The sequence below is a fragment of the Candidatus Hydrogenedentota bacterium genome, from assembly GCA_016791475.1.
Taxonomy (GTDB): Bacteria; Hydrogenedentota; Hydrogenedentia; order Hydrogenedentales; family JAEUWI01; genus JAEUWI01.
In genome coordinates this window covers 1-21706 of sequence record JAEUWI010000007.1, presented here as the reverse complement: position 1 = coordinate 21706, position 21706 = coordinate 1, and the positions used below count along the sequence as shown (strand labels likewise).

Sequence of the window (21706 nt, the reverse complement as noted above, 5' to 3'; positions counted from 1 at the left end):
CACCATGTTAAGATTCCTCCTCCTCCCTGTCGCAATCGCAATCCTGTCGCTCGCCGGAATTGCGGGGGCGCCCGCCGAGTCCCTCCTTCCCGCTTTTCCCGGCGCCGAAGGCTTCGGCGCGGCAACGCAAGGCGGACGTGGCGGCAAGATCCATTTCGTCACCACCCTCGATGACTACATCCCCGGCCAGGAGGCACCCATCCCCGGCAGCCTCCGCGCTGCGGTGGACGCAGAGGGACCTCGCTATGTCATGTTCCGCGTCGCGGGCACCATCTCCCTGAAGGCCGACCTCTGGATTCAGAAGCCCTTCATTACCATTGCAGGCCAGTCTGCGCCGGGCGGTGGAATCGCTATCCGCGACTACCAGGTCGTCATCGCCACAAACGATGTGATCCTTCGCCACCTCCGGATTCGCTCGGGCGACCGCACGAAAAAAGAGCAAATGTCCGTCGGCATCTTCGGCGGCAGCAACAGCATCATCGATCACTGTTCCATGTCCTGGGCCATCGACGAGGTCATGAGCGCCTTCGGGGCCCACAACCTCACCGTGCAATGGAGCACCATCGCCGAGGGGCTCTCGCGCTCCTTCCACCCCAAGGGCGAACACAGCAAGGGCTCCATCCTCGATGGAACGGGCGGCTTCACGGTCCACCATTGCATCTACGCCCACAACGCGGCCCGCAACGCCCGGGTCAACACCATCGTCCTCGATTTCCGCAATAACATCGTCTACAACTGGGGCTATCGCGGCGGCTACACCACCGCCGGCCCCGCCTTCATCAACTACGTCAACAACTACTTCAAGGCAGGGCCAGACACCGGTAAGGGCGTGCGCACCCGCGTCTTCGAACCGGGCGACGACACGCCCCGCTTCTACTTCTCGGGCAACGTGCTCGCCGACGGCCCGGATCAGACCGGGAACAACCAGCTCCTGATCCGGACGCCCAAGAACGCGGACAAGGACGCCTTTGCGAAGCTCGTGTTCGTGAACGAAGCCTTCGCCGCGCCGGACGTCGCCACGGATACCGCGGAAGTGGCGATGGAGCGGGTCCTCGCGGAATCCGGGGCCACCCTGCCCCTGCGCGACAGCACCGACGCCCGCCTGATGAAGGAAATCCGCACCGGTACGGGCCGCATCATCGACTCGCCGATAGACGTGGGCGGCTGGCCCGAACTTGCCGCCGGCGAAGCAGCCCCGGACACAGACAACGACGGCCTTCCCGATACCTGGGAAGCACAACACGAGATTGCGGAGGCCCTCGCGGACACCGATGGCGATGGCTACCCGAACATTGAGGAATTCCTAAACGCCACCGATCCGAACAAGGCCGAAGGGGCCGCGCTGCTCGACGGCGAGCGATTTCGCAAGCTCCAGCAGGAAGCCATTGATCGCTGCGCGGAAGCCGGGCGCGCCTTCAAGGAGCGCAACGAAGCCCTGGCGAAGGAGCGCGAAGCCCAGCGCGACGCGACCCTCGCCGCGATGGAGATCACCCTCACTCCGCGCGAGGGTGGGCGCCCCGGCGGCCAGATCATCGATCTAGGCGGAGAGGCCACCATCGTGATGGAGCCCATCCCGGCGGGAAGCTTCCTCATGGGCTCGCCCGAAAGTGAAGGCGGGGCGACCGATGAACATCCCCAGCAGCCCGTGACCATCAGCCGCGATTTCCACATGTCGGCCACCATGATTACCAACCGGCAATTCAACGCGGTCATGGGCCCAACAGAACGTCGTTCCCAGGCCGAAGAAGAGGACTTCCCCGCGGAAGAAGTGAACTGGTTCGACGCCATGGAGTTCTGCGAGCGCCTGGGCAGAAAACTCGACCGCACCTTTCGCCTGCCCACCGAGGCGGAATGGGAGTACGCCTGCCGCGCGGGCACCACGACCGCTTTCTACACCGGCGACACGATCACCACGGACCAGGCCAACTTCGACGGACAGGAGGCCACGCGCTACAACCCGGCCGGGATCTATCGCGGCGACATCATCGCCGTCGCCACCTTCCCGCCCAATCCCTGGGGACTCTACGACATGCACGGCAATCAGTCCCAGTACTGCCTCGACAACGTGGGCCGCGTCTACACCACGGAGCCCGTCACCGACCCCATGGGCCCCGAAGGAAACGGCGCAAAAGTCATGCGCGGCGGACGGGCCAAGAGCAAAGCCGAATTCATCCGCTCCGCCGCCCGCTACGGCTACGCCCCCGACATCGGCTACTGCTTCCGTATTGTCTTAGCCTCAGCGCCCCAAGCCCCCCTAGACCCATAAGACCCATAAGACCCATAAACTACCCGGAAAGTCCTATGCGCGTGACACTCCATTTGGCTGTTTTGGCCCTGTTTTCCATCACCGTGCCGTCCCCAGCCGCCGAGCCCCTGAAGGCCGTCCAGATCACCCATGGCCCGCAGCACCACTTCTTCGGCTACATCGGCCACGTGGGCAACACCCCGTGGAACGGCGACGGTCGCTACCTCGTCGCCCTCCGGACCACCTTTCAAGATCACATGCCCGCGCCCGACGAGGCCGCCGATGTCGTCCTCCTTGACGCCCACGACAACTACAGCGTCACGAAGATCGAAGAGACCCGCGCCTGGAACTTCCAGCAAGGCACCATGTTCTACTGGAACCCCGAAGCGCCCGACACCCAGCTCTTCTTCAACGACCGCGATACGGAAACCAACCACGTCTTCACTGTGCTCTACGACATCGCGGAGAGAAGGCGCATCCGCGAGTTTCGCTTTGACGACACGCCCTTTGCCAATGGCGGCGTAGCACAGAAGGGCGGCTTCTTCCTTGGGCTGAACTATGCCCGCCTCGCCTGGCTGCGGCCCGTCACGGGCTATCCGGATGCCTTTGACTGGACGGCGGGTGTGCTACACCCAAAGGACGACGGACTCTTCAAAGTAGACATCCAAACCGGCGAGAAGTCGCTGCTGGTCTCCTTCCACCAACTCGCCGAAGCGCTGCGCCCCACGCGACCCGATGTAAAGCGCAAGGCCCTCTTCATCAATCACACACTGAACAACCGCGAGGGTGACCGGGTCTACTTCTATGCACGGGGCGACTTCGAAGTGAAAGGCGAGCGGATCGACGTGCCCTTCACCATCAACACCGACGGCACCGGCCTCACCCTGCACGAAACGCACATAGGCGGCCACCCGGAATGGGCCGAGGAACACACGGTCATCGGAAGCTTCGACGGGAAGCAGGTGCTATACGATACAGATACGAAGTCCGTCGCAGGTCAACTTGGCGACCCGGGCATATTCCCCAAACCCGGCGGCGATGTGGCCCTGTCCCCCAGCGGCGAATGGCTCGTCAATGGCGCCCGCTCCGGCCCAGGCAACACCTACGTCTTTCTCAATCGCAAGGATGGCCGCGTGCTTCGCTCGGGAGTCTGCCCCATAGACAACTGGACCGAAGGCCCCCTCCGCATCGATCCCGCGCCCACCTGGAACCGCGAAAACAACGCCATCGCCTTCCCCGCTCTCGCAGACGACGCGGCGCGGACGCGACAAATTTTCTTTATGGCTCCAGGCTGATTCCTGCCGCAAAATCTTCACATCGCCAGCACCAGATCCAGCTCTTTCGCGCCCTTCCAACCCAGTTCCGCATTCGGAAGGCCCGTCGCGCTCACGATCAGCTCCGTCGTCAGATAGCCATCGTAACCCACCGCACGCAGGGCCGCCATCACCGCCGGCCAGTTGGTCGTGCTGTCGAAGAGGCTTTCCGTGAAATCGCTCATGGTGCCGCCGCCCTGGGGCTGCTCGCGAAAGCCCTTGACGTGTACCCGCGTAATCCGGTCGCCCAGGATCTCAATCCAGTGCTCGGGATAGCCGCTCGCACCCACGTTTCCCACATCGAAATAGCACTTCACCCAGGGCGAGTCGAAGGCGTCCACAAAGCTCCTGAATTCAAAGGGCCCGGTGAGAAACTTCGCCCAAACATTTTCCAGCGCCATAACGATGCCGTGCCGCTTTGCCACGGGGATCAATCGCCGGATCGAGTCCTGCGCCTGTTCCCAGGCCCTGGCCGCCGGCACTACAGGCCGCGCCGGGTTCCACGGCACATAGACCGAGCCCGGCAGCACCAGAACCGTGTCCGTGCCCAGCGCTTCCGCCGCCGCAATATACGACTCGGTAAAGGCGATGGCGGCCTCCCGCTCGGCCTCGTCTTCCGCCGAGAGCGACTTCGTCCAGTAGTTGCCAGAACAGAGGGAGGTAACCCCGATCCCGATTTCCGCCAGCGCCGCGCGAATCGCCGTCAGCGACTCGGGTGTGGACTCCGGCGCCAGTTCGCCCTCGCCATAGCAAAGCTCGATGGCGTCATAGCCCATTTCACGGGCGAGCCGCGCCGCATTCACCACCGGCACTGCGCCGTCGAATCCGCCCAAAGTCCAGTAACTGATGCTCTTCTTCATGCCGTTCCTTCCAGGTTGTGCCCGCCAGAGAAACCATTCTACGCGCAAACAACCATCGCCACCAACCCAAGGGCAAGGCTCTCCGCCTGATGCAGGCCCTACCCAGGTCCCGCCCAAGACCTTTAAGTCTCTTCTGTCCTTTAAATCCTTCAAACCATTGACAAGCCCTGAGCCCCCGCTATACCCTGTCCATTCGACAATCCGCAACAAACCTCCGGCAGTTACAAGGAAATTCACCATGCTCGACATCCTCCTCTGCGGTCTTCTCGCCCTCGGCGCACCCGCCGAAAAGCCCGCCGCCCCGGCGCCCGTCAAACTCATCTTCGACACCGACATGGGCAACGACGTGGACGACGCCCTCGCACTTGGCGTAATCCATGCCCTCCAGTCGCGGGGCGAATGCGAACTGCTCGCGGTTACCGTCACCAAAGACGAAGCCCTGGCCGCGCCCTACATCGACGCCGTCAACACCTTCTATGGCCGGCCCGATATCCCCATTGGGGTCGTGAAGGAGGGCGCCACGAAACAGCCGAGCAAATACACGTTTATCGTGAAGGAGGAAGTCGACGGCAAGTTGAAATATCCCCACGATCTGCTCGACGGCAAAGATGCGCCTGAGGCCACCATGCTCCTGCGCCGCATCCTCGCGGAACAGCCGGACAACTCCGTCGTCATTGCGCAGGTGGGTTTCTCCACCAACCTCGCTCGTCTCCTCGCTTCGGAAGGCGACGATTACTCGCCCATGGACGGCATGGAACTCGCCAAACGCAAGGTGAAGTTCATCTCCATCATGGCCGGCGCTTTCAAGCCCTTTAACGGCCAGCCCCACCCCGAATACAACGTGGTGGAAGACATCCCCTCGGCGCAAAAGCTTGCGGAAGAGTGGCCCACGCCCATTATCGTCAGCGGCTTTGAGATCGGAATCGAGACGGCGCTCTACAAGGAGAGCCTCATGTTTGATTACAACTACGAAAAGGACCACATCCTCGACGTGTCCTACCGCACCTACCACGGCCAGTACACCGACCAGCCCTCCTGGGATCTCACCAGCGTGCTCTACGCCGTCCGCCCCGAGCGCGGTTACTTCACCCTCTCCCCCAAGGGTGTCGTCAGCTTTGACGACAAGGGCTTCACGAGCTTTGAAGAAACCGGCGAAGGCGCCCACCGGCACCTCATCGCCAGCCCCGGCCAGGCCGAGCGGGTGAAGGAAGTCCTGGCCACATTGGCGAGCCAGCCGGGGACGAAGTGAGAATCGCGGGCGAGGGGCCGGAGCGCGGTGTGCTGCCGCAACTCAGGCCCCTCTCCACTGCCCTGGGCTATTGAACAGGCTTTTGCTTCTTCATTCCCTGAACCTTTTTCTCTCCCGCGCCCCCATTGCCCGATTTGCCTGACCGTTGAGCCTTCCCAGCTTCTCCGGCGATTCGGCTCGCTCGACCCGACGGGGGTTTGGACGGGTCATACTGCGGATTCTTTTCGGGCAATCCTGCTCCCACGGCGCGAAGTCGACTTTCCAGGAGGGCGGCCAATTCGGAAGTCTTCTCCGGCATGCTCGCGGTTAGATTGTGCTGCTCGCTGATATCCGTTGTGAGGTTGTACAACTGAAGCTCGCCGGTTTCATAGAACTTGAGGAGTTTGAAGTCGCCGACACGTATGGCCGACTGTGGCGTGTTGCTTCCCTGATAGTGAGGGAAGTGGAAAAGCAGTCCAGGCAGTGGCCGCGAAACTTCGCCGGTTCCGTCGGCAAAGAGCGGTGCGATATTGCCCCCCTCCAGGCCGACGGGAAGCGCCCCCTCCACCCCGGCGAGGCTGCAAAGCGTGGGCAACAGGTCATAACCCACAATGGGCACATGGCACCACGAGTTGGCGGGAATGCCGGGACCGCGAATGATGAAGGGCACCCGTATTCCGCCCTCCGCCAGCGCGCCCTTGCCGCCGCTCAGTCCTCCTCGAGCCCCTTTGCCACCACCGCCCGACCCGTTGTCCGACATGTAGATGACGTAGGTCTGGTCCGCGACACCCAGCGTTTCGACCGTGGCAAGCACCTGCCCGACGCCGCTGTCCAGGTTCTCGGTGATAGCCGCACGGGTTATCACACGCTCTGTCGCATTGGGCATCTTCGCCCGGTACTTCTCTATGGTGGACTTCAGGGCGTTCTCGGAATAGTGGAGCGCATTATAGGAAAGCTGGATGTAGAAGGGACGACCCGCCGCGACGTTCTTTTCCATGAATTGGCAAGCACGCGTCGACATGCCGAAGATATCCACGGGATTGGGATCCACAAAGGGTGCGGCATCCTCATTTCCCGTGTCGCCGTCATGCTCGTCGTAGCAAAAATTTCCCGGCCCGCCCCCGCTGAGATGCCACTTTCCGTAGTGGGCCGTCCCATAGCCCGCAGACTTCAACAGGTTTCCTATGGTCACGCTCTCGGGCGCTATCGAGCGATGCTGAGAAGGCGGTACCAGGGGATAGCCATCGGCCGCGGTCATGGACGGGGCCGCCTGGGTCCAGTGAACCTGCGCGGGACTCTTGCCCGTCTGGATGCTGATGCGCGTCGGCGAACAGACCGGGGCCGGGGCGTAGGCATTGGAGAAGCGCATGGCCTGCGCGGCAAGACGCTCAAGATTGGGCGTCTCGCAGACCGGACTTTTCGATGCGGCAACCTCAGGATGCATGGAAACCGACAACCCATCCCAACCCTGATCGTCAGAGAGGATCAGGATGAAGTTGGGGCGCTTCGCCATGCCTGACTCTTTCGCCGACGCGCAGGAGACGAACAGTACGGAAGCTGCCAGGAATACGCTGGCTGTAAGCACGCGGAATGCTTCTTGAAAATTGGTTCGTTTCATGATGCTCTATTCTCCCGACCGGCTGCGGTCTTCCGCGCCATTCTGGTTGTTTCGCCGACCCTTCGACTCTTGTCCGGCTCCACGCTGCGACGCCTTCAATTCGGTGGCGGAAGCTATTCCGTCGCCGTCGCTGTCCATTCGGTCAAACATCCGCGTGGCCACCGCCAGGAGTTCATCCCGGGTGAGTCCGGCGTCCCCGTTTTGATTGACCTCTTTCGCGTGGCCTTTAATGAAACCTCCCATGGCGGAGCGAACACTGGACTGTTTGGCGAGTTCGTCGGAACTGAGCGAGTCATCTTTGTTCCCGTCGTAGCCGTCAAACGCGCGGTTGGCTTCCAGCGTCACCTCAGCGCGCGAGATAGCGCCGTCCTGATCAGTGTCGAGTTCGGCCGCGTGGGCCAGAATCCACGGTTGGCGCGGCTCGCCATCACCCGATGGGGCAGGCCCGCGGGAGCCTTCGCGCGGGGACGACGCAGAACCGCCACCCTCAACAACAGGGCCACCACCTCGGTTGCCCCCTCCTTTATTGCCGCCTCCCTTGTTGCCACCACCCCTTTTCCCGCCTTCCTTATTGCCGCCTCCATCGCCACCACCCCCTTTACCACCGCGGCCCTCGGATGCCGGTGGATAAGACTCGCTTGTCGAAGTCCCATCGGCGCCCGTAAAGGTGAACCGTGCGCCATCATTTCCAACGGTGTAGGCAATGGAACCTGTCGCCCCCGCCACATCATAGGTGAGACGATAGCTTCCATCGGCGACTTTCTCGAATTCTGTAATGCGCGCGCCCTGCAACGGTTGCGTGTAGGGCCGGACACCCAATGCCCGTGGCCGATTCTCCAGATCGACCACGCCGCGGTAACTGATATTCAGATAGGGGAAGGCCGTCGTACTGTAGTAGCTGTAATTTCCCGCCCCGTCAAGATGCCCGTGATTCTCATCCAGGGTTACCACGGGTCGACCTTGCTCCTCCTTCGCCACTACGATCGGATAGCCGTCAAGGGAGTAGGCCACCGGATTCCCTTCGCCCACAATTTTTTCCAAGTGACGCGGTGCAATATGGTAGTGATAATCATCCGCGCGACCCGAGTGTCCGCCATACTCATCGAGCTCGCCATTGGCGACGGTGTCGGTGCGGCCGTCCTGCTTGATTGGATGAAAGATTGGCACACCGTTTACCGCCACCGCGATCGCATTAAGGTATGGGGCCGGAGTGGACGAAGGAGCCACCTGCGGATTAATGGGTATACGAAAGGCGTTGTTGCCCCGGTAGGCCTGCGGAAGCGGCACCTGCTGATTCCAAGCGCGGATCCCCACCATCATGGGGTGATCCGGCATGCCGTCGGACTCAACGACCAGGTGGGTATCGTTCCAGGTAACGGAAACATGCGGCACAAAAGGCTCAAAGTAGCGCACGGGCACCGGTACTTTTCCTTCTCCGGCGGACGCTGGGGCAGACTGACCCGGCGCGTCGGCGGGTGCGGCAAGCGTCATGTTGAGCGCGTGAATACGGGCGACGCGCTGCACCACCCAGCTTCTATCGTTGTCACTGAGCTCTTCCATCCCTACGCGCACCATACTGTCGTCGGGTTTCCGCAACAACACGGTCCCATTTCGTTCCAGCACAAAGGCAGCATCCCACTGATGGGCCCCAACCGAATCAGACCACTGCCGATAGTCTGAACTGGACTCCCCATGGCCCGCATGGGCGAATACGGTGGACACCGGAAGCAACGCAAGCGCGTACAGCAATACAAGAATAGTTCGGCTCTTCATTTCTCTCTCCAGTCGCGTCAGTCGGCCTTAGCCCTGACGCCGTTTTCCGTTTGCGCCGGGGGCGTTCATGGGCAAATCATTGATCCCGCTGAAATCTGGCCGGGCCACACCATCAGGCGGCGCAGTCACAGTGCAGCGGAACAGCACCGTGTTGTCGATCTTCAAGTCCCGACCCCAGATGAATCGCGCCCCCGAAAAATCGTGCTCGAAGTAGGGCCCCTTTGGATCCACTTCGGCCTGGCTGTACTCGGTTGCGGCCTCCCAGGCGCTGTCGTCGAATTCCGGCAAGTACCAGCCTTCGGGAAGTGGCTCGTGCTCCGCCCTCGGCTGGGAGCCCTGGGCGCTCACAGGACCTCTGGAAACCACCCGGGTCTTCCATGAGACATTGGAAACGGTGCCGTCGCCCAGCTTGAGAATAAATCCGCCATCGCCCACGTTGGTGTTGGCGTACTCCATCCCTGTTTTCGAGTCCGCATTGTCGCAGGCCATCACCGCGATGGTCATGGGGTAGTCGGGAAGGACATCGACCGAAACGACATTGTGGGGCAGGAAGCGAATCGGATCCACGGCCACCAGCTCGCCGTTGATGTAGAGTTGAAACCAATTGTCTGCGTATACGGTTAGTTTGACCGTGTCCTGTAGGGTTGGCTTCCGGGGTTTCGCTTCACGCGCGGGTTGAGCCGGTGCACGACACCCGAGGCATAGCGCCACGATCGAAAACACAACCATGAGTACCTGTCCACGTCGCTGTCTCATCGTCCTTATCCTTTCCATTCACTTTGCACCGCGGGCGGGAATCGTATATTCATAGGCCACCTCTGCGTTCGGTAACGCCCCACTGCCGCCCGCGCTCAGGGGCGTCCTCATAAACGCCACTGTGGCCGACTCGGGGCGAACTGAAACGCGCAGATAGCCCGAGCCCGTTTCAATGTCACCCGAGATGTAGCCGTACTCTGCCGCGCTCCGCGAACTACCCTGACCCTTGTGGCCGGGTTGCGGCAAGAGTTGATACACCACACCGTCGCGCTCCTGCTTCATAAAGAAGTGATCGTGCCCGTGAAACACGGCCGATACGCCTTGACTCAGCATCAGATCGTGAATGGGTTCCGACCAACCCGGACGCCTGGCGTCAAATGCTTCGCTTCCGTCCAGCTCGTGACCGCCCCACTCGAAAAAGTGTGAGGCCTCCGCTCCACCGCGCGCGTTCTTGTCCGCGCCGCCGACCAGATGGTGAATGAAGACAAACTTGTGCGCCGCCTTGCTCTGGGAAAGGGTCTGCACCAGCCAACCGTATTGCGCCTCGCCCAGGCTTCGATCCCAGAAGGCCGTCGGCCCACGATTGCTCGTGCCCGTATACCAAAAGGGATCGAGAACGACGAAAAGCGCATCGCCCCAGGTCCACGCGTAGTAGTTCTCCAGCATGCCCGCCTCTGCATGGGCTGCACTGTTACCGGTGTAGAAGCCGTCGGGTACCGGATTGGGAAAGTACTTCTTTCGCCTCCCATTGGACCAGACGCCCAGACTGTCCGGACCCGCCGCCAGTCGTCCTGATTCGCCGTCGTGATTCCCAAGCACCAGAAACAGCGGGGTGGCGTGGGCTACCTGGCCGAAGTAGTAACGCTGCGCCAGATATTGCCGGTGGGCGGATTCCCGATCCGGATGCTTGTCCGTCATAAACGTGTCGCCCAGGTCGATCAGAAAGTCCGCCTTTGCCTCCCGTTCGTTGTTCAAGGTCTCCAGATACACGGCAGGGTTGGTCGCCCCGTCCAGGTGCGAGTCCGCCTGAATCGCAAAGGTAAAGGCGCTTCCGGGGGCGCGCTGGGTGTGAAAACTCGAAACGGGGGGCGACGCAAGCAACTGGCCATTCTCACTGCGGGCCTCGAACTGGTAAAAGTACTGCCGATCCGGCATGAGACCATCCAGCACTATCGAGGCCGGCTCACCGGCGGTTAAAGCCTGAACTGGTGATTGCTGGTCCAGCTTCTCGGCGGTCAGGCCGAAGCGAATCTGGCCTGAGGCTCCGGCATAGACCAGCACGCTCGCTGTAACCCCTGTTGCGGTTGGTCGGCACAACACGATATCTGCGTCGTGGGCCGGCACTTCGGTGTGGAACGAAAAGGACTGGGGAGATGCGCCGCCGCTTTGCTGTCCCTGCCGACCCGCCCCCTTTTCCTTCGCGCGACGGGGTCCGGACTTCGGCAAATCCTGCCCCTGCACGCAGACTACCGCCACGCTGAAGGCAGCCAGAGCCAATACTGTTATACGGGTATACTTCACTTGGCAGAATCCTGTGCTCGTTGCGGCTTAGATGTGCGCGGGCGCCATGCCCTGTTGCCCCATCTAAACACCCGCATCGAGCGCAGGTTCCCCTCCCAGGATTACAATTTTGTAATGTGGAACCCGATAACCGGATCCCCGCTGGAACCCATCGGTCTTGTTGCAGCGCAACAATAAAAAAGGCCCCGAAGGGCCTTTTCAAAAAACGCTCTGTCGCCGATCCTCAGCAGATCCCGTTCCGATCGCAATACCGCTCCGAGACCAGCGCATCTTTCAAAACGCCGTTGCTGTCGCCGAAGGATTCTGTCTCCACGCCCATGGCACCGAGCATCGTGTGGTAGAGGTTGCACAGGGGCGTGTTCTTCGGGCTGGCCACGTGCTGGCCGGTCTCGAAAACGCCGCCCCCCTTGCCCGCCACGAGGATGGGCAGGTTGTTCGGGTCGTGGCGGTTGCCATCGGAAATGCTGGAGCCGAAGAGGATCATGCTGTTGTCCAACAGGTTGCCTTCGCCCTCGGGAATGGCCTTGAGCTTGTTGAGCAGGTAGGCGTACTGCCCGCAGTGCCAGCGGTTGATCTCGCTGTACTGCTTGATTTTTTCTTCCTTGTGCTCGTGGTGCGACATGTCGTGGTGGCCGCCGCTCACGCCGGGCACGAAGGAGAAATTTCGGCCCGACACGTCGTTGGCAAACATGAAGGACATGACCCGCGTGGAGTCGGTTTGGAAGGCGAGCACCATGAGGTCCATCATGATGCGTACGTGCTCTTCAAAGCTCGCGGGCACCACCGGCGATCCCGGCAGATCCGCCGGGGTATCGGGCTTCCAGTCTCGCGGATCGGGCTTCAACGCAAATGCGATCCGCTCTTCCACGGCGCGCACGGAATCCATATATTCGTCCAGCTTCACCTGATCATCCCGGCCGAGCTGGCCGCGCAGGCGCTTCGCATCCTCCAGCGCAAGATCGAGAAAGCTCTGGAAATCCGCATTCGCGACCACACCGCCACCGTCTTTGCTGCCGAAGAGACGCTCATAGGCGAAGCGGGGATTGATCTCCTTCGCCACGGGTTGAGTGGCCGAACGCCACGAGATGTAAGAGCCGTAGAGGCGCGTGAAACCCACGTTGCTGTCGATGCCGGAGATCACCGGGTCGATGCCCAGCTCCATGGAGGGCAGGGGCGTCAAATGACCCAGTTGCTGCGCGGCGAGCTGGTCCATGGAGATACCGCCGGCACTGATATTCTTGCCGGTGGTCTTGGCCACGGGTTCGCCCGTGAGAAAGTTTGCTGTCTTCGCATAGTGCCCGTCGCCCTGGCGGCTGTTGGCCTTGTCCAGACCGGAGAACACGTTAAAGTCCTTTTTCAACTCCGCCAGTGGCTCCAGTGAGTAGGGCATGGTGTAGTTGTGCCCGGACTCCTTGGGGATCCAGTTGTCCTGCCAGACACCGTTGGGGAAATAGAGGCAGGCCATGCGAACGGGCGCTTTGGCGGCCGCCGACGCCCGCGCGGGCATCATCAGGTCGAGGGCGGGCAGGGCCAAGGCCGCGCCCATGCCGCGCAACATCGTGCGCCGGGAGATCCGGTGATTCTTGATAATGTTCATGGTAAATCCCGTTGTTTCTTACTGCGAACTACTATAACCTCGGGCCTTTGCGGCATACAACCAGGTCTCACCGCGATGCACACGATGAAAACATTTCCAATTCCTACCTTTGCGGCTCTGCGTCTTTGCGTGAGAAATTTTCAATAGAATCACGCAAAGGCGCGAAGACGCAAAGGGCGCTCCAGGTTTTTCCCTCCACCACCCTTCCTCTATTTTCTTCGTGCTCTTCGTGTTCTTCGTGGTAACAAATCAACTCGTCCCGCTGCTGTACCGATGCCGGAACGGATAGCTCAATACAATCTGGTTGATCAGCGCGCCAGGCCGATACTCGTTCGCCCGCAACGCCTCCAAGACACAGCGAAGAATCCCGATTCACTTCTTGAAAAGATCGGAATGTCTTCCCATTCGCTCGAATATTAGCTTTGGTGGTTCCAATTTATAGATCAAGAGCCAATCCGACTCCATATGACATTCACGGCGTCCCGCATAGGCCCCGACCAGACGATGATCGCGATGGATCGGATCCAATGGTTGCTCGTCGAGTAAGGCGCTTGCAATGATTTTGAACTTTTCCAGATTCTTACCCTGTTTCCTTGCTCGCTTCACATCCTTCTCGAATTGGCGAGTATAAATCGGAGTCAACATCAGATACCCAGTCGCGCGAACATATCCTCCGCGTCGTCACATACGACGAGTTCGCGGCCCGCGTCCGTCGATTCGAAAACTCGCCGCGTCGCGGCATTGGGAATGGACACATCGAACGGGAGGCCGCCTCGCAATTCAACCTGACGGTAGAATATCGTGATGGCCTGTGTAGGATTCAGCCCAAGCTGATCGAGTATGGCTTCGGCATTTTCCTTCAACTCGGGCTCAATACGTGCCCGCACTACGGCGCTCTTGCTCATGCTATTTTCTCCGTGCTGAAACAATTGTAGCACAAACGGGACACATCCTGCTGCCGACCGATCAGATTTCTTCAATTCGTCCCGCTGCTGTATCGGTGCCGGAACGGATAGCTCAACACAATCTGGCTGATCAGTGCGCTGGGCTTGTAGTCATTCGCCCGCAGCGCCTCCATGCTGTCGTCCACCACGCAATTGTCGAAGCGGTTCAGTCCCCGGCCCAGGGCATAACCCAGCATCTTCCGCGTAAAGTTATTCGCGAAGGCGTCTTTCTGATTCAGCAGAATCGTCTTCAATTCCGCCGGTCCGTTAAAGGTCTCGCCGGTGGGTAACACGCCGGAGGCGTCGATGGGCTGGTCGGCCTGAGTCGCGCGCCAGCGTCCGATGGGGTCATAGTTTTCCAGGCCAAAGCCCAGCGGGTCCATCTTACTGTGGCATCCGGCGCACTCGGCGTTCTCGCGGTGCACTTCAAGCTGCTGGCGGAAGGTCAGTCCCGCCGTATTGTGGTCGTCTTCCGGCAGCGCGGGCACGTTGGGCGGCGGCGGCGGCACGTGGGCACCCAGTATCGTCTCCATCACCCACTTGCCTCGGAGCACCGGGCTCGTGCGGAGGGGGTGCGACGTCTGCATCAGCATGGCCCCCATGCCCAGCAGCCCGCCCCGGCTCGCATCGGCCAATTGCACGCGTTGGAGGGCCTCGCCCTCCACACCGGGGATCCCGTAGATAGCCGCCAGGTCCTTGTTCACATAGGCGTAGTCCGACTGGATCAACTCCAGCAGACTCCGGTCTTCGCGGATGATGCTGTTGAAGTAGGTGTAGGCTTCGGCGCGCATGGCCGACTGCAGGGCCGGCGTATACTCGGGGAAACGCTTCTCGTCGGGCTTCACCATCTCGCCCAATTGGGAAATGCCCATCCACTGCCCGCCGAATTGCTTGCCCAGCGCTTCGGCCTTCGGGTCCAGCAGCATCCGCTTCACCTGCGCCTGGATCTCGTTGGGATCCTGAAGCGCGCCCGAAGCGGCGGAGGCCAGGAGCGCGTCGTCCGGCATGCTGGACCACAGGAAATAGCTCAGGCGCGAGGCCAGCTCGTAGCCGCCCAGGGCATAGTTGCCCTTCTCTTCCGGGTGAGGCTCCGCGAGGAACATGAAATGGGGCGACACCAGCGCGGCCTTCATCGCCAGCTTGATCGACTTCTCATAGCTGTCGCCCCGGGCCTGGCCGCGGTCGAACATCTGCAACAAGCCTTCAAGCGACTCCGCAGGCGGTGGCTTGCGCCAGGCGCGGTAGGCAAAAGCCTCCAGCACCTGTTTCGCCGCGTCGCGCGCGGACAGGCTCCCCGAAGGTTGCACGGGAATCAATTTCGCCAAACGCTCCCCGGCTTCTTCCGCGCGCTCCGGCAGGGCCGTCTCCAGCGCCACATCCGCGCCCGCGAGGTATTTCTCCATCTGGATCGCCGAGAGGAAAAGCGCCGCGCCGTCGTTGTCGAAGCCCTCGCCGCCCGCGCCGTCCGCAGGAAATAAATGCGCCACGCTCAGCTCAACGCCCAGCAGATCGCGCAGGGTGTACTCATACTCCATCCGGTTCAGACGCCGGCTCATCACGTCGCCGCTGTACCACGCCACGGACTCTTCATTCGCCAGCAGATTACAGTCCGCCTCGTCGATCTGGAGTGTGCCGATCCACTTCGTCAGCAGCGCCCGCTCCTCATCGGTGGGCTGGTTCTCTTCCTTGCGCGGCGGCATTTCCTTGTTTTCGATCCGCATCCCCGCCCGCTGCCACAGCGCCAGCGAATCAATCGCCTGATCCCGCGTGGTGAAGCGATCCAGGTTTAGGTCGCCCTTCGTCACATCCGCATCGTGACACTCCGTGCAGTATTTCACCACCAGCGGACGAACCGCAGTCTCGAAAGGGATCTCATCCTCGGCCCGCGCGGCGACGGAAAGCAAAACAAGCCCCGAAAGGCCCAGCGAGGCCCCGGCAGACAAAACGTAATCGCTCAACTTCTTGATCACGGTCAATTCCCGTTCAGTTGCGCCCCCCGGCGGGCAACAGTAAGTTCCGCGCCGCGAGCCCGGAGGCTCTGGCGAGATTGTGGTTATCCCAATGGTTTGGATGCACAATTGTACCAGAAGGTTTCACCGGGCCCAATCTATTTCCGTAAATCCGCAGCGCCCTTGACAAAACCGACTAGTCAGTCTAAAATTACACCATGAGTCGTATTACCGCCAAAGACAAACTAATCGAGGCCGCCCTGGCACTCATCGCAGAGCAGGGCTTTCCCTCCACCACCGTGGACCAGATCTGCGAGCGCGCCGGTGTGAGCAAAGGCAGCTTCTACCACTATTTTGAATCCAAGGAAGATCTCGGGCTGGAGACGCTGCGGGTCTATTACGCCAACGGCACGGCGCTGTTGATGGACGGCGCCTTTGCCAGCGAGGCCGATCCCGCGAAGCGGGCCGATGGCTTTCTCACCCACACGGAGGCGCTTGCGGCGGATCACTGGAAGCAGGGCTGTCTGCTGGCCACCTTCGTGGTGGACATGGCCGAGTCCCATCCCCGGATTCGGGCGGAAGTGGTCCGGCTCTTCGATGACATCATCACCGGTCTGGCTCCGATGTTTCAGGCGCTGTTGCCGGTGTCTTGCCCGGTGACCCCGCTTCAGGTGGCCGAGCATTATATCGCCACCCTGGAGGGAAGTATCGTCCTGGCAAGGGCTTACAACGACCCCGAACGCATCCCGGCGGCCCTGCGCCAGTTTCGGACTTACCTGGATGGCCTGAAGTACGCATAAAAAATTTTACCTGTACACTAAACCAACTGGTCGGTTTAGAAGAACTACGTGTTGGGCAGAACACACCACAGTGAACGAAAGGAACAGCATCATGCAGACAACCATCGATTTGGAAAAACTTCATGCCCTGGCGGGCACCGTAATCAACGACGTGGGCGCCATTTCCAACGCGGCCCTGGTGGCGGCCGGGGAGCGCCTCGGCCTCTTCAAGGCCCTGGCGGAAGGACCCGCCACCTCGGAGGAACTCGCCGAGCGCACCGGGTGCGCCGAGCGCTACCTCCGCGAGTGGCTCTCGGCCCAGGCGGCCTCGGGCTATGTGACCTATGACCCCGCCACGACGCAGTTCTCCCTCTCCCCCGAGCAGGAAATGATCTTCGTGGACGAGGAAAGCCCGGTCTACCTCCTGGGGGGATTCACCACCTCCATCTCCGTGATCCGCGACGGTCACAAGCTGGACGCCGCCTTTCAGTCGGGCCAGGGCATCGACTGGGGCAACCACGACGGCTGTCTCTTCTGCGGCACGGCGAAATTTCTCCAGACCGGTTACCGCGCGAATCTGGTGGAGACCTGGCTGCCCGCGTTGGAGGGCGTGGTACCGAAATTGGAGGCGGGCGCCCGCGTGGCGGATGTGGGCTGCGGCTATGGCTACTCCACCGTCCTCATGGCAAAGGCCTACCCGGAGAGCAGCTTCTTCGGCTTTGACTACCACGAACCTTCCATCGTGGAAGCGCGCAAGCTCGCCAGCGAAGCGGGACTGAGCAACGTGCGCTTTGAGGTCGCCGCCGCAAAGGCCCTTTCCGGCGGACCCTACGACCTTATCGCCTATTTCGATTGCCTCCACGACATGGGCGATCCCGTGGGTGCCGTGGCCCACGCCCGCACGCAGCTCAAGGCCGACGGCACACTGCTCATCGTGGAGCCCTTTGCCCACGACCACCTGGAGCACAACCTGAACCCGGTAAGCCGCGCCTTCTACGCCGCCTCCACCGCCATCTGCACACCCTCCTCCCTCAGCCAGGAAGTGGGCCTCGCCCTCGGGGCCCAGGCGGGACAATCCAAACTCCGCGCGGTCCTCGCCGAAGGCGGCTACCGCAACGTGCGCCTCGCCGCCGAAAGCCCCTTCAACCTGGTGCTGGAAGCGAAAAACTAACCTAGCCCACGGGGCGGGCCCGGCTCGGCCCGCCCCAATATTCGCCCACGCCAACCAGCCTGAGGATCGACCGCGTCGCTGCAGGTTTTCTTCGCCCCCTGCCACCCTTTCTACGCCCCGACACAATAGTAGCTCTCCACTCTATCAGCTCTGTCTATTTCTGCGCCACCTCCTTCGCCGAATACTATTGACTAATCGGTGTGTCTGATCAATAATGACCGCGCACGACTATCTGGGCTTTTGTCTTCACTGCAGTGAGTCTCCCAAGACGGCGGCACTATCGCGCCAATACCATGGAGTTCGCCATGTCCTTCTCCAACCGCTTCGATGCAATGCGCGCCCCTGACCTCGTCTTTCTTCTTGTCGCGGCGCTGGCGCCAGTCCTCTCGGTGCTGCCCGCGGCGGCGGAGGACGTCTTCTGGACGGGTCCATCGAGCGGGGACTGGCTCACGGCGGGCAATTGGAGCAACAATCAGGTCCCCCAACCTTCGGACAATGTCACCATCAACGGCGCGCAGGTTACATTCGTTGGCGATTTCGCCATTGAAGGCTCACTCACGCTGAGCGGCAATGCGATTCTGACGATTTCTGGAAGCAGTTCCGTATTTGTGGCCAACGGTCCCACGATTATCGATGATTCCAGGCTCGTGGTATCGGACGATGGCCAGGCGACCTTTCCCAACGTCACCACGTACACACGGGGCCAGTGTGGTGACGATACCCTTTTCACGGCGGATGGAGCGAACTCGCTCCTGAGTCTCCCCAATCTGCAATCGATCAATCTTGCCGCGCCGGAGTGTTTTTCAATTCCCCTCCTGCAGGCCACGAACGGCGGGATGCTCAATCTACCCGCACTCGAAGGCTTTTCCATAGCCTCATCCAGCAAATTGAAGTTCAATCTTGCCGGAGGCGGCGAGATGGATCTTTCCGCGCTGGAAATCGCGAACAGCGCCGTCTTCCAGGTGGACGCGACTTCGTCGCTCGATCTGCCTGCCCTAGTGAGCGCCGCCAATGGCTCCATCGACGTGGCCGATGGCGGCGGACTTACCGCCGCCAATCTCGCCAGTATCGAAAACGTTACCATCTCTGCGACAAACATCAACGGAGACGTCGCGTTTAATGGCTTGAAAGCGATCCGATTTGTGGGGCTCACCCTGATCGAGGGAGGCACCTGGGATCTACCGGAATTGAACACCATGCTCAACGTCGCCGTGACCATTCAGGACGGCGGCACGCTGAACGTCCCCGCATTGAACAGCTACACCGTGGAAGGGGGTGCGGACGCCTTGCTGAGCATCACCGGCACGGGCGAAATGCTTGCGCCGATGCTGGTCGACATCGATAATTTGCGGATCGAGGTTCTGGACGGCGCCACACTTTCGCTTCCGCTGGTCACGAATTATGAATTCGCGGCGTGCGGCAGCCCCATTGTGTTCCTGTCGGACGGCGCCGGATCCTCTCTTGGCCTTTCTGGAATCGATACACTCACCCTCAATACGCCGAATTGCGCGGGTGAGCCATGGATCAAAGCTTCAATGGGCGGACAGATCGACCTGTCCGGCTTGACCTCTATAGTGGCTACAGGCGAAGACGATCATCTTAACATTGACCTCGAAACGAGTGGGGAAATGGATTTTTCTTCGCTGCAGACCGCCACGAACACCAATATCGAAATTGACGCGTCCATAACAATCGACTTCCCGGCGCTGGCGACGTTCTCCCACGGTCTTTTCGAAGTTCTCCCGGGTGGCGCCTTGACCGCCGACAACCTCCTGACGATGGACGCGGTCACCCTGAGTTCAAACAACGTCGGTGGCAGCGTTTCCTTCGATTCGCTGCAGACCATCTCGAATACCGCTCTTACACTCATGGAAGCGGATGATTGGTCCCTTCCCGGGGTAACCACGCTCCTGAACACGTCCGTCACGGTTCCGGAAGACGCGGCGCTGAACCTGCCCGCGCTAACCAGCTTCACTTCCGATAACGGCTCGACCATTCTTACCGTCAGTGGCACGGGGGACTTTAACGCCGAGCAGCTTTCGAACATCACCAACCTGCGTTTCCGATTGGTGTTGGATGCGATCGTAGTCCTGCCGTCGGTTTTTTCCTATGAGTGGAATTATTGTGCCAACCGAGTATTGATCGTGGTGGACGATGGTTCCATTCTTAGCCTCCCGAACCTCAGCAGCATCAATCTTGGCGCACTGGACTGCGGCGCTGTGCCGATCATCCAATCCTTGAATGGCAGCTCGCTCAACTTGCCAGACCTCGAAACCATTACAACGAGCGACCGGGACCGGTTGAGGTTCGACCTGTCCGGCGACGGCGAAATCAATTTGGAATCGCTCGAGTCGGCAACGGAGACCGTCCTTAACATAGACGAGTCATCCGCATTGAATTTGCCAAAGTTGGAATCTTTGACGGGCTGCACGATCACCGTGTCACCCGGAGGCTTGTTGACGTCGGCGACCTTGGCGACCGTAGCCGACTCCGATATTTCCATCGTCAGCACCGGGGGCGCTGTGGCTTTCGATGGCCTGACCACGATCACCAACTCCAACATCCTGGTCGCCGAGGGTGGCGTATGGAGCCTCCCCGGGCTCACTTCCATGTTTAATACGGTCGTTACAATCCCGGACGGCGCCGGCCTTGAAGCAACTTCGCTGGAAAGCTTCACCTTTGACAACGCGAGCGATTTCGGGCTGAGGGTATCCGGCGTCAGCTTGTTTTCCGTACCGATGCTGAGCGACATCTCCAACCTGCGGGCCCGGATCGATGGTGGCGCCAATGTGGAAATGCCCGCCGTAACCGAGTGCAACTGGAACCTGCTGTGCGCCAGTGACGCGATCTTTTCCGTTTCCGGAGAGAATTCTGTGCTCAGCCTCCCGGCGCTGGTCTCGATTAACGTAAACCCGCCCAATTGCACCGAAACCCCCTTTGTGGAAGCGTCCGATGGTGGAACCTTGGACTTGTCGGCCCTTGAGACCGTTACCGCTGAGAATCTGAGTACTTTTTCCTTCGACGTGCGCTCGGGCGGCGCCATCGATCTGTCGAGTCTGACCACGGTCTCCAGAACCGACTTTGATGTGAGCGCCGACGCGTCCATGTCGCTGCCGTCCCTTGCTTCCGTTGCGAAAGGCCGCTTCCGTGTGTTCGACGGCGGAGGATTGACCGCACCCAGTCTCGCCACGGTTTCTGAAGTCTTCTTCGACGTGCCCGACGTGGGCGATGCCGTAGCTTTCGACGCGCTCGCTACGGTGAGCGATTCGCAGATCTCCGTTCTGGCAGGGGACACCTGGAATCTCCCTTCCCTGACGACGCTGACGACGAGTTCCGTCACGGTAGCGACGGGCGGAACGCTCGATGTTCCGGAGCTTGCGTCCTACCGATCAACGAACACCAACATGGGCATCCTGACCGTGGACGGCACAGGCACATTCGCTGCCCCGCTGCTGGCGGATATCGACAGTCTTCAAATCGCGGTCACCGGCGGCGCACAGGTAACGCTGCCGAACGTCGCAACGATTGTGCAAAGCGCAAACTGCGCCGATGATACCTTTCTGTCGGCCGACGGCCTGGGGTCCATAATTGACCTGCCTCAGCTCTTTACGATTTGGATCGAGATACCGAGTTGCAGTGCCAGCCTCGGCATTTCCGCCACCAATGGCGGGGCAATAAACTTCCGCGATTTGACGGGCGTGTATTTCACCAACGATGCCTCGCTCACCTTCGTCGCGGACGGAAGCCTCAGCCTGATTGATGCGACTTCGCTGACGGATTTCTTTGTGAACCGAGTCGCGTTCACAGAAACGAATGGCGGATTGGTCCTTCATGGCGAGGGTAATGCGGGTGAAGGCGAGGGCGAGGGCGAGGGTGAAGGTGAAGGTGAAGGTGAAGGTGAAGGTGAGGGTGAGGGTGAGGGTGAGGGTGAGGGTGAGGGTGAGGGTGAAGG

Annotated in this window: 15 protein-coding genes; 6 read left to right on the top strand and 9 right to left on the bottom strand. The window is 60.7% G+C overall.

Going from position 1 to position 21706, the window contains the following annotated elements; translation table 11 throughout:
• Window positions 1-4 precede the first annotated feature (4 nt).
• Together JNK74_05280 and JNK74_05275 are read left to right on the top strand one after the other, a co-directional pair.
• Window positions 5-2266 carry an SUMF1/EgtB/PvdO family nonheme iron enzyme gene (locus JNK74_05280; GenBank protein MBL7645586.1) on the top strand — a complete coding sequence of 754 codons (2262 nt, stop codon included), beginning with the start codon at window positions 5-7 and terminating at the stop codon, window positions 2264-2266.
• Window positions 2267-2301: 35 nt separating this feature from the next.
• A complete protein-coding gene (locus JNK74_05275) occupies window positions 2302-3540 on the top strand; it encodes a hypothetical protein (protein MBL7645585.1) in 1239 nt (412 codons plus the stop codon).
• 17 nt (window positions 3541-3557) lie between these two features.
• Here the strand turns inward: JNK74_05275 and JNK74_05270 are convergent, their stop codons facing one another.
• Complete coding sequence (locus JNK74_05270) at window positions 3558-4418, bottom strand: sugar phosphate isomerase/epimerase (GenBank protein ID MBL7645584.1); 861 nt, start codon at window positions 4416-4418, stop codon at window positions 3558-3560.
• A 238-nt stretch (window positions 4419-4656) separates the two neighbouring features.
• Here JNK74_05270 and JNK74_05265 point away from each other — a divergent pair, with 238 nt between their 5' ends.
• Window positions 4657-5667 carry a nucleoside hydrolase gene (locus JNK74_05265; protein MBL7645583.1) on the top strand — a complete coding sequence of 337 codons (1011 nt, stop codon included), beginning with the start codon at window positions 4657-4659 and terminating at the stop codon, window positions 5665-5667.
• A gap of 67 nt (window positions 5668-5734) precedes the next feature.
• On the opposite strand, the gene JNK74_05260 is transcribed toward JNK74_05265, so the two are convergent.
• The 8 genes from JNK74_05260 to JNK74_05225 form a co-directional block, all read right to left on the bottom strand.
• Window positions 5735-7264 carry a sulfatase gene (locus JNK74_05260; protein ID MBL7645582.1) on the bottom strand — a complete coding sequence of 510 codons (1530 nt, stop codon included), beginning with the start codon at window positions 7262-7264 and terminating at the stop codon, window positions 5735-5737.
• A 6-nt stretch (window positions 7265-7270) separates the two neighbouring features.
• Window positions 7271-9037, bottom strand: coding sequence for a YHYH protein (locus JNK74_05255; protein MBL7645581.1), 1767 nt, complete (start codon window positions 9035-9037; stop codon window positions 7271-7273).
• 27 nt (window positions 9038-9064) lie between these two features.
• Complete coding sequence (locus JNK74_05250) at window positions 9065-9793, bottom strand: hypothetical protein (GenBank protein MBL7645580.1); 729 nt, start codon at window positions 9791-9793, stop codon at window positions 9065-9067.
• Window positions 9794-9811: 18 nt separating this feature from the next.
• Window positions 9812-11314: a metallophosphoesterase gene (locus JNK74_05245; GenBank protein ID MBL7645579.1), complete on the bottom strand. Its 1503-nt coding sequence runs from the start codon at window positions 11312-11314 to the stop codon at window positions 9812-9814.
• Between the two features lie 223 nt (window positions 11315-11537).
• Window positions 11538-12860, bottom strand: coding sequence for a DUF1552 domain-containing protein (locus JNK74_05240; GenBank protein MBL7645578.1), 1323 nt, complete (start codon window positions 12858-12860; stop codon window positions 11538-11540).
• A 423-nt stretch (window positions 12861-13283) separates the two neighbouring features.
• Window positions 13284-13556, bottom strand: coding sequence for a type II toxin-antitoxin system YafQ family toxin (locus tag JNK74_05235; GenBank protein ID MBL7645577.1), 273 nt, complete (start codon window positions 13554-13556; stop codon window positions 13284-13286).
• A complete protein-coding gene (locus tag JNK74_05230; protein MBL7645576.1) occupies window positions 13556-13816 on the bottom strand; it encodes a type II toxin-antitoxin system RelB/DinJ family antitoxin in 261 nt (86 codons plus the stop codon). Before JNK74_05230 ends, JNK74_05235 begins: the two co-directional genes overlap by 1 nt.
• Before the next feature lie 71 nt (window positions 13817-13887).
• Window positions 13888-15825, bottom strand: a complete 1938-nt coding sequence (locus tag JNK74_05225) for a DUF1592 domain-containing protein (GenBank protein MBL7645575.1) — start codon at window positions 15823-15825, stop codon at window positions 13888-13890.
• Between the two features lie 197 nt (window positions 15826-16022).
• On the opposite strand from JNK74_05225, the gene JNK74_05220 reads away from it, so the two are divergent.
• The 3 genes from JNK74_05220 to JNK74_05210 all read left to right on the top strand — a co-directional run.
• On the top strand, window positions 16023-16604 hold the full coding sequence (locus JNK74_05220; protein MBL7645574.1) for a TetR/AcrR family transcriptional regulator: 582 nt from the start codon (window positions 16023-16025) through the stop codon (window positions 16602-16604).
• Window positions 16605-16695: 91 nt separating this feature from the next.
• Window positions 16696-17754, top strand: a complete 1059-nt coding sequence (locus JNK74_05215; GenBank protein ID MBL7645573.1) for a methyltransferase domain-containing protein — start codon at window positions 16696-16698, stop codon at window positions 17752-17754.
• 305 nt (window positions 17755-18059) lie between these two features.
• The coding region (locus tag JNK74_05210; GenBank protein MBL7645572.1) for a hypothetical protein at window positions 18060-21706 on the top strand (3647 nt) is incomplete at its 3' end.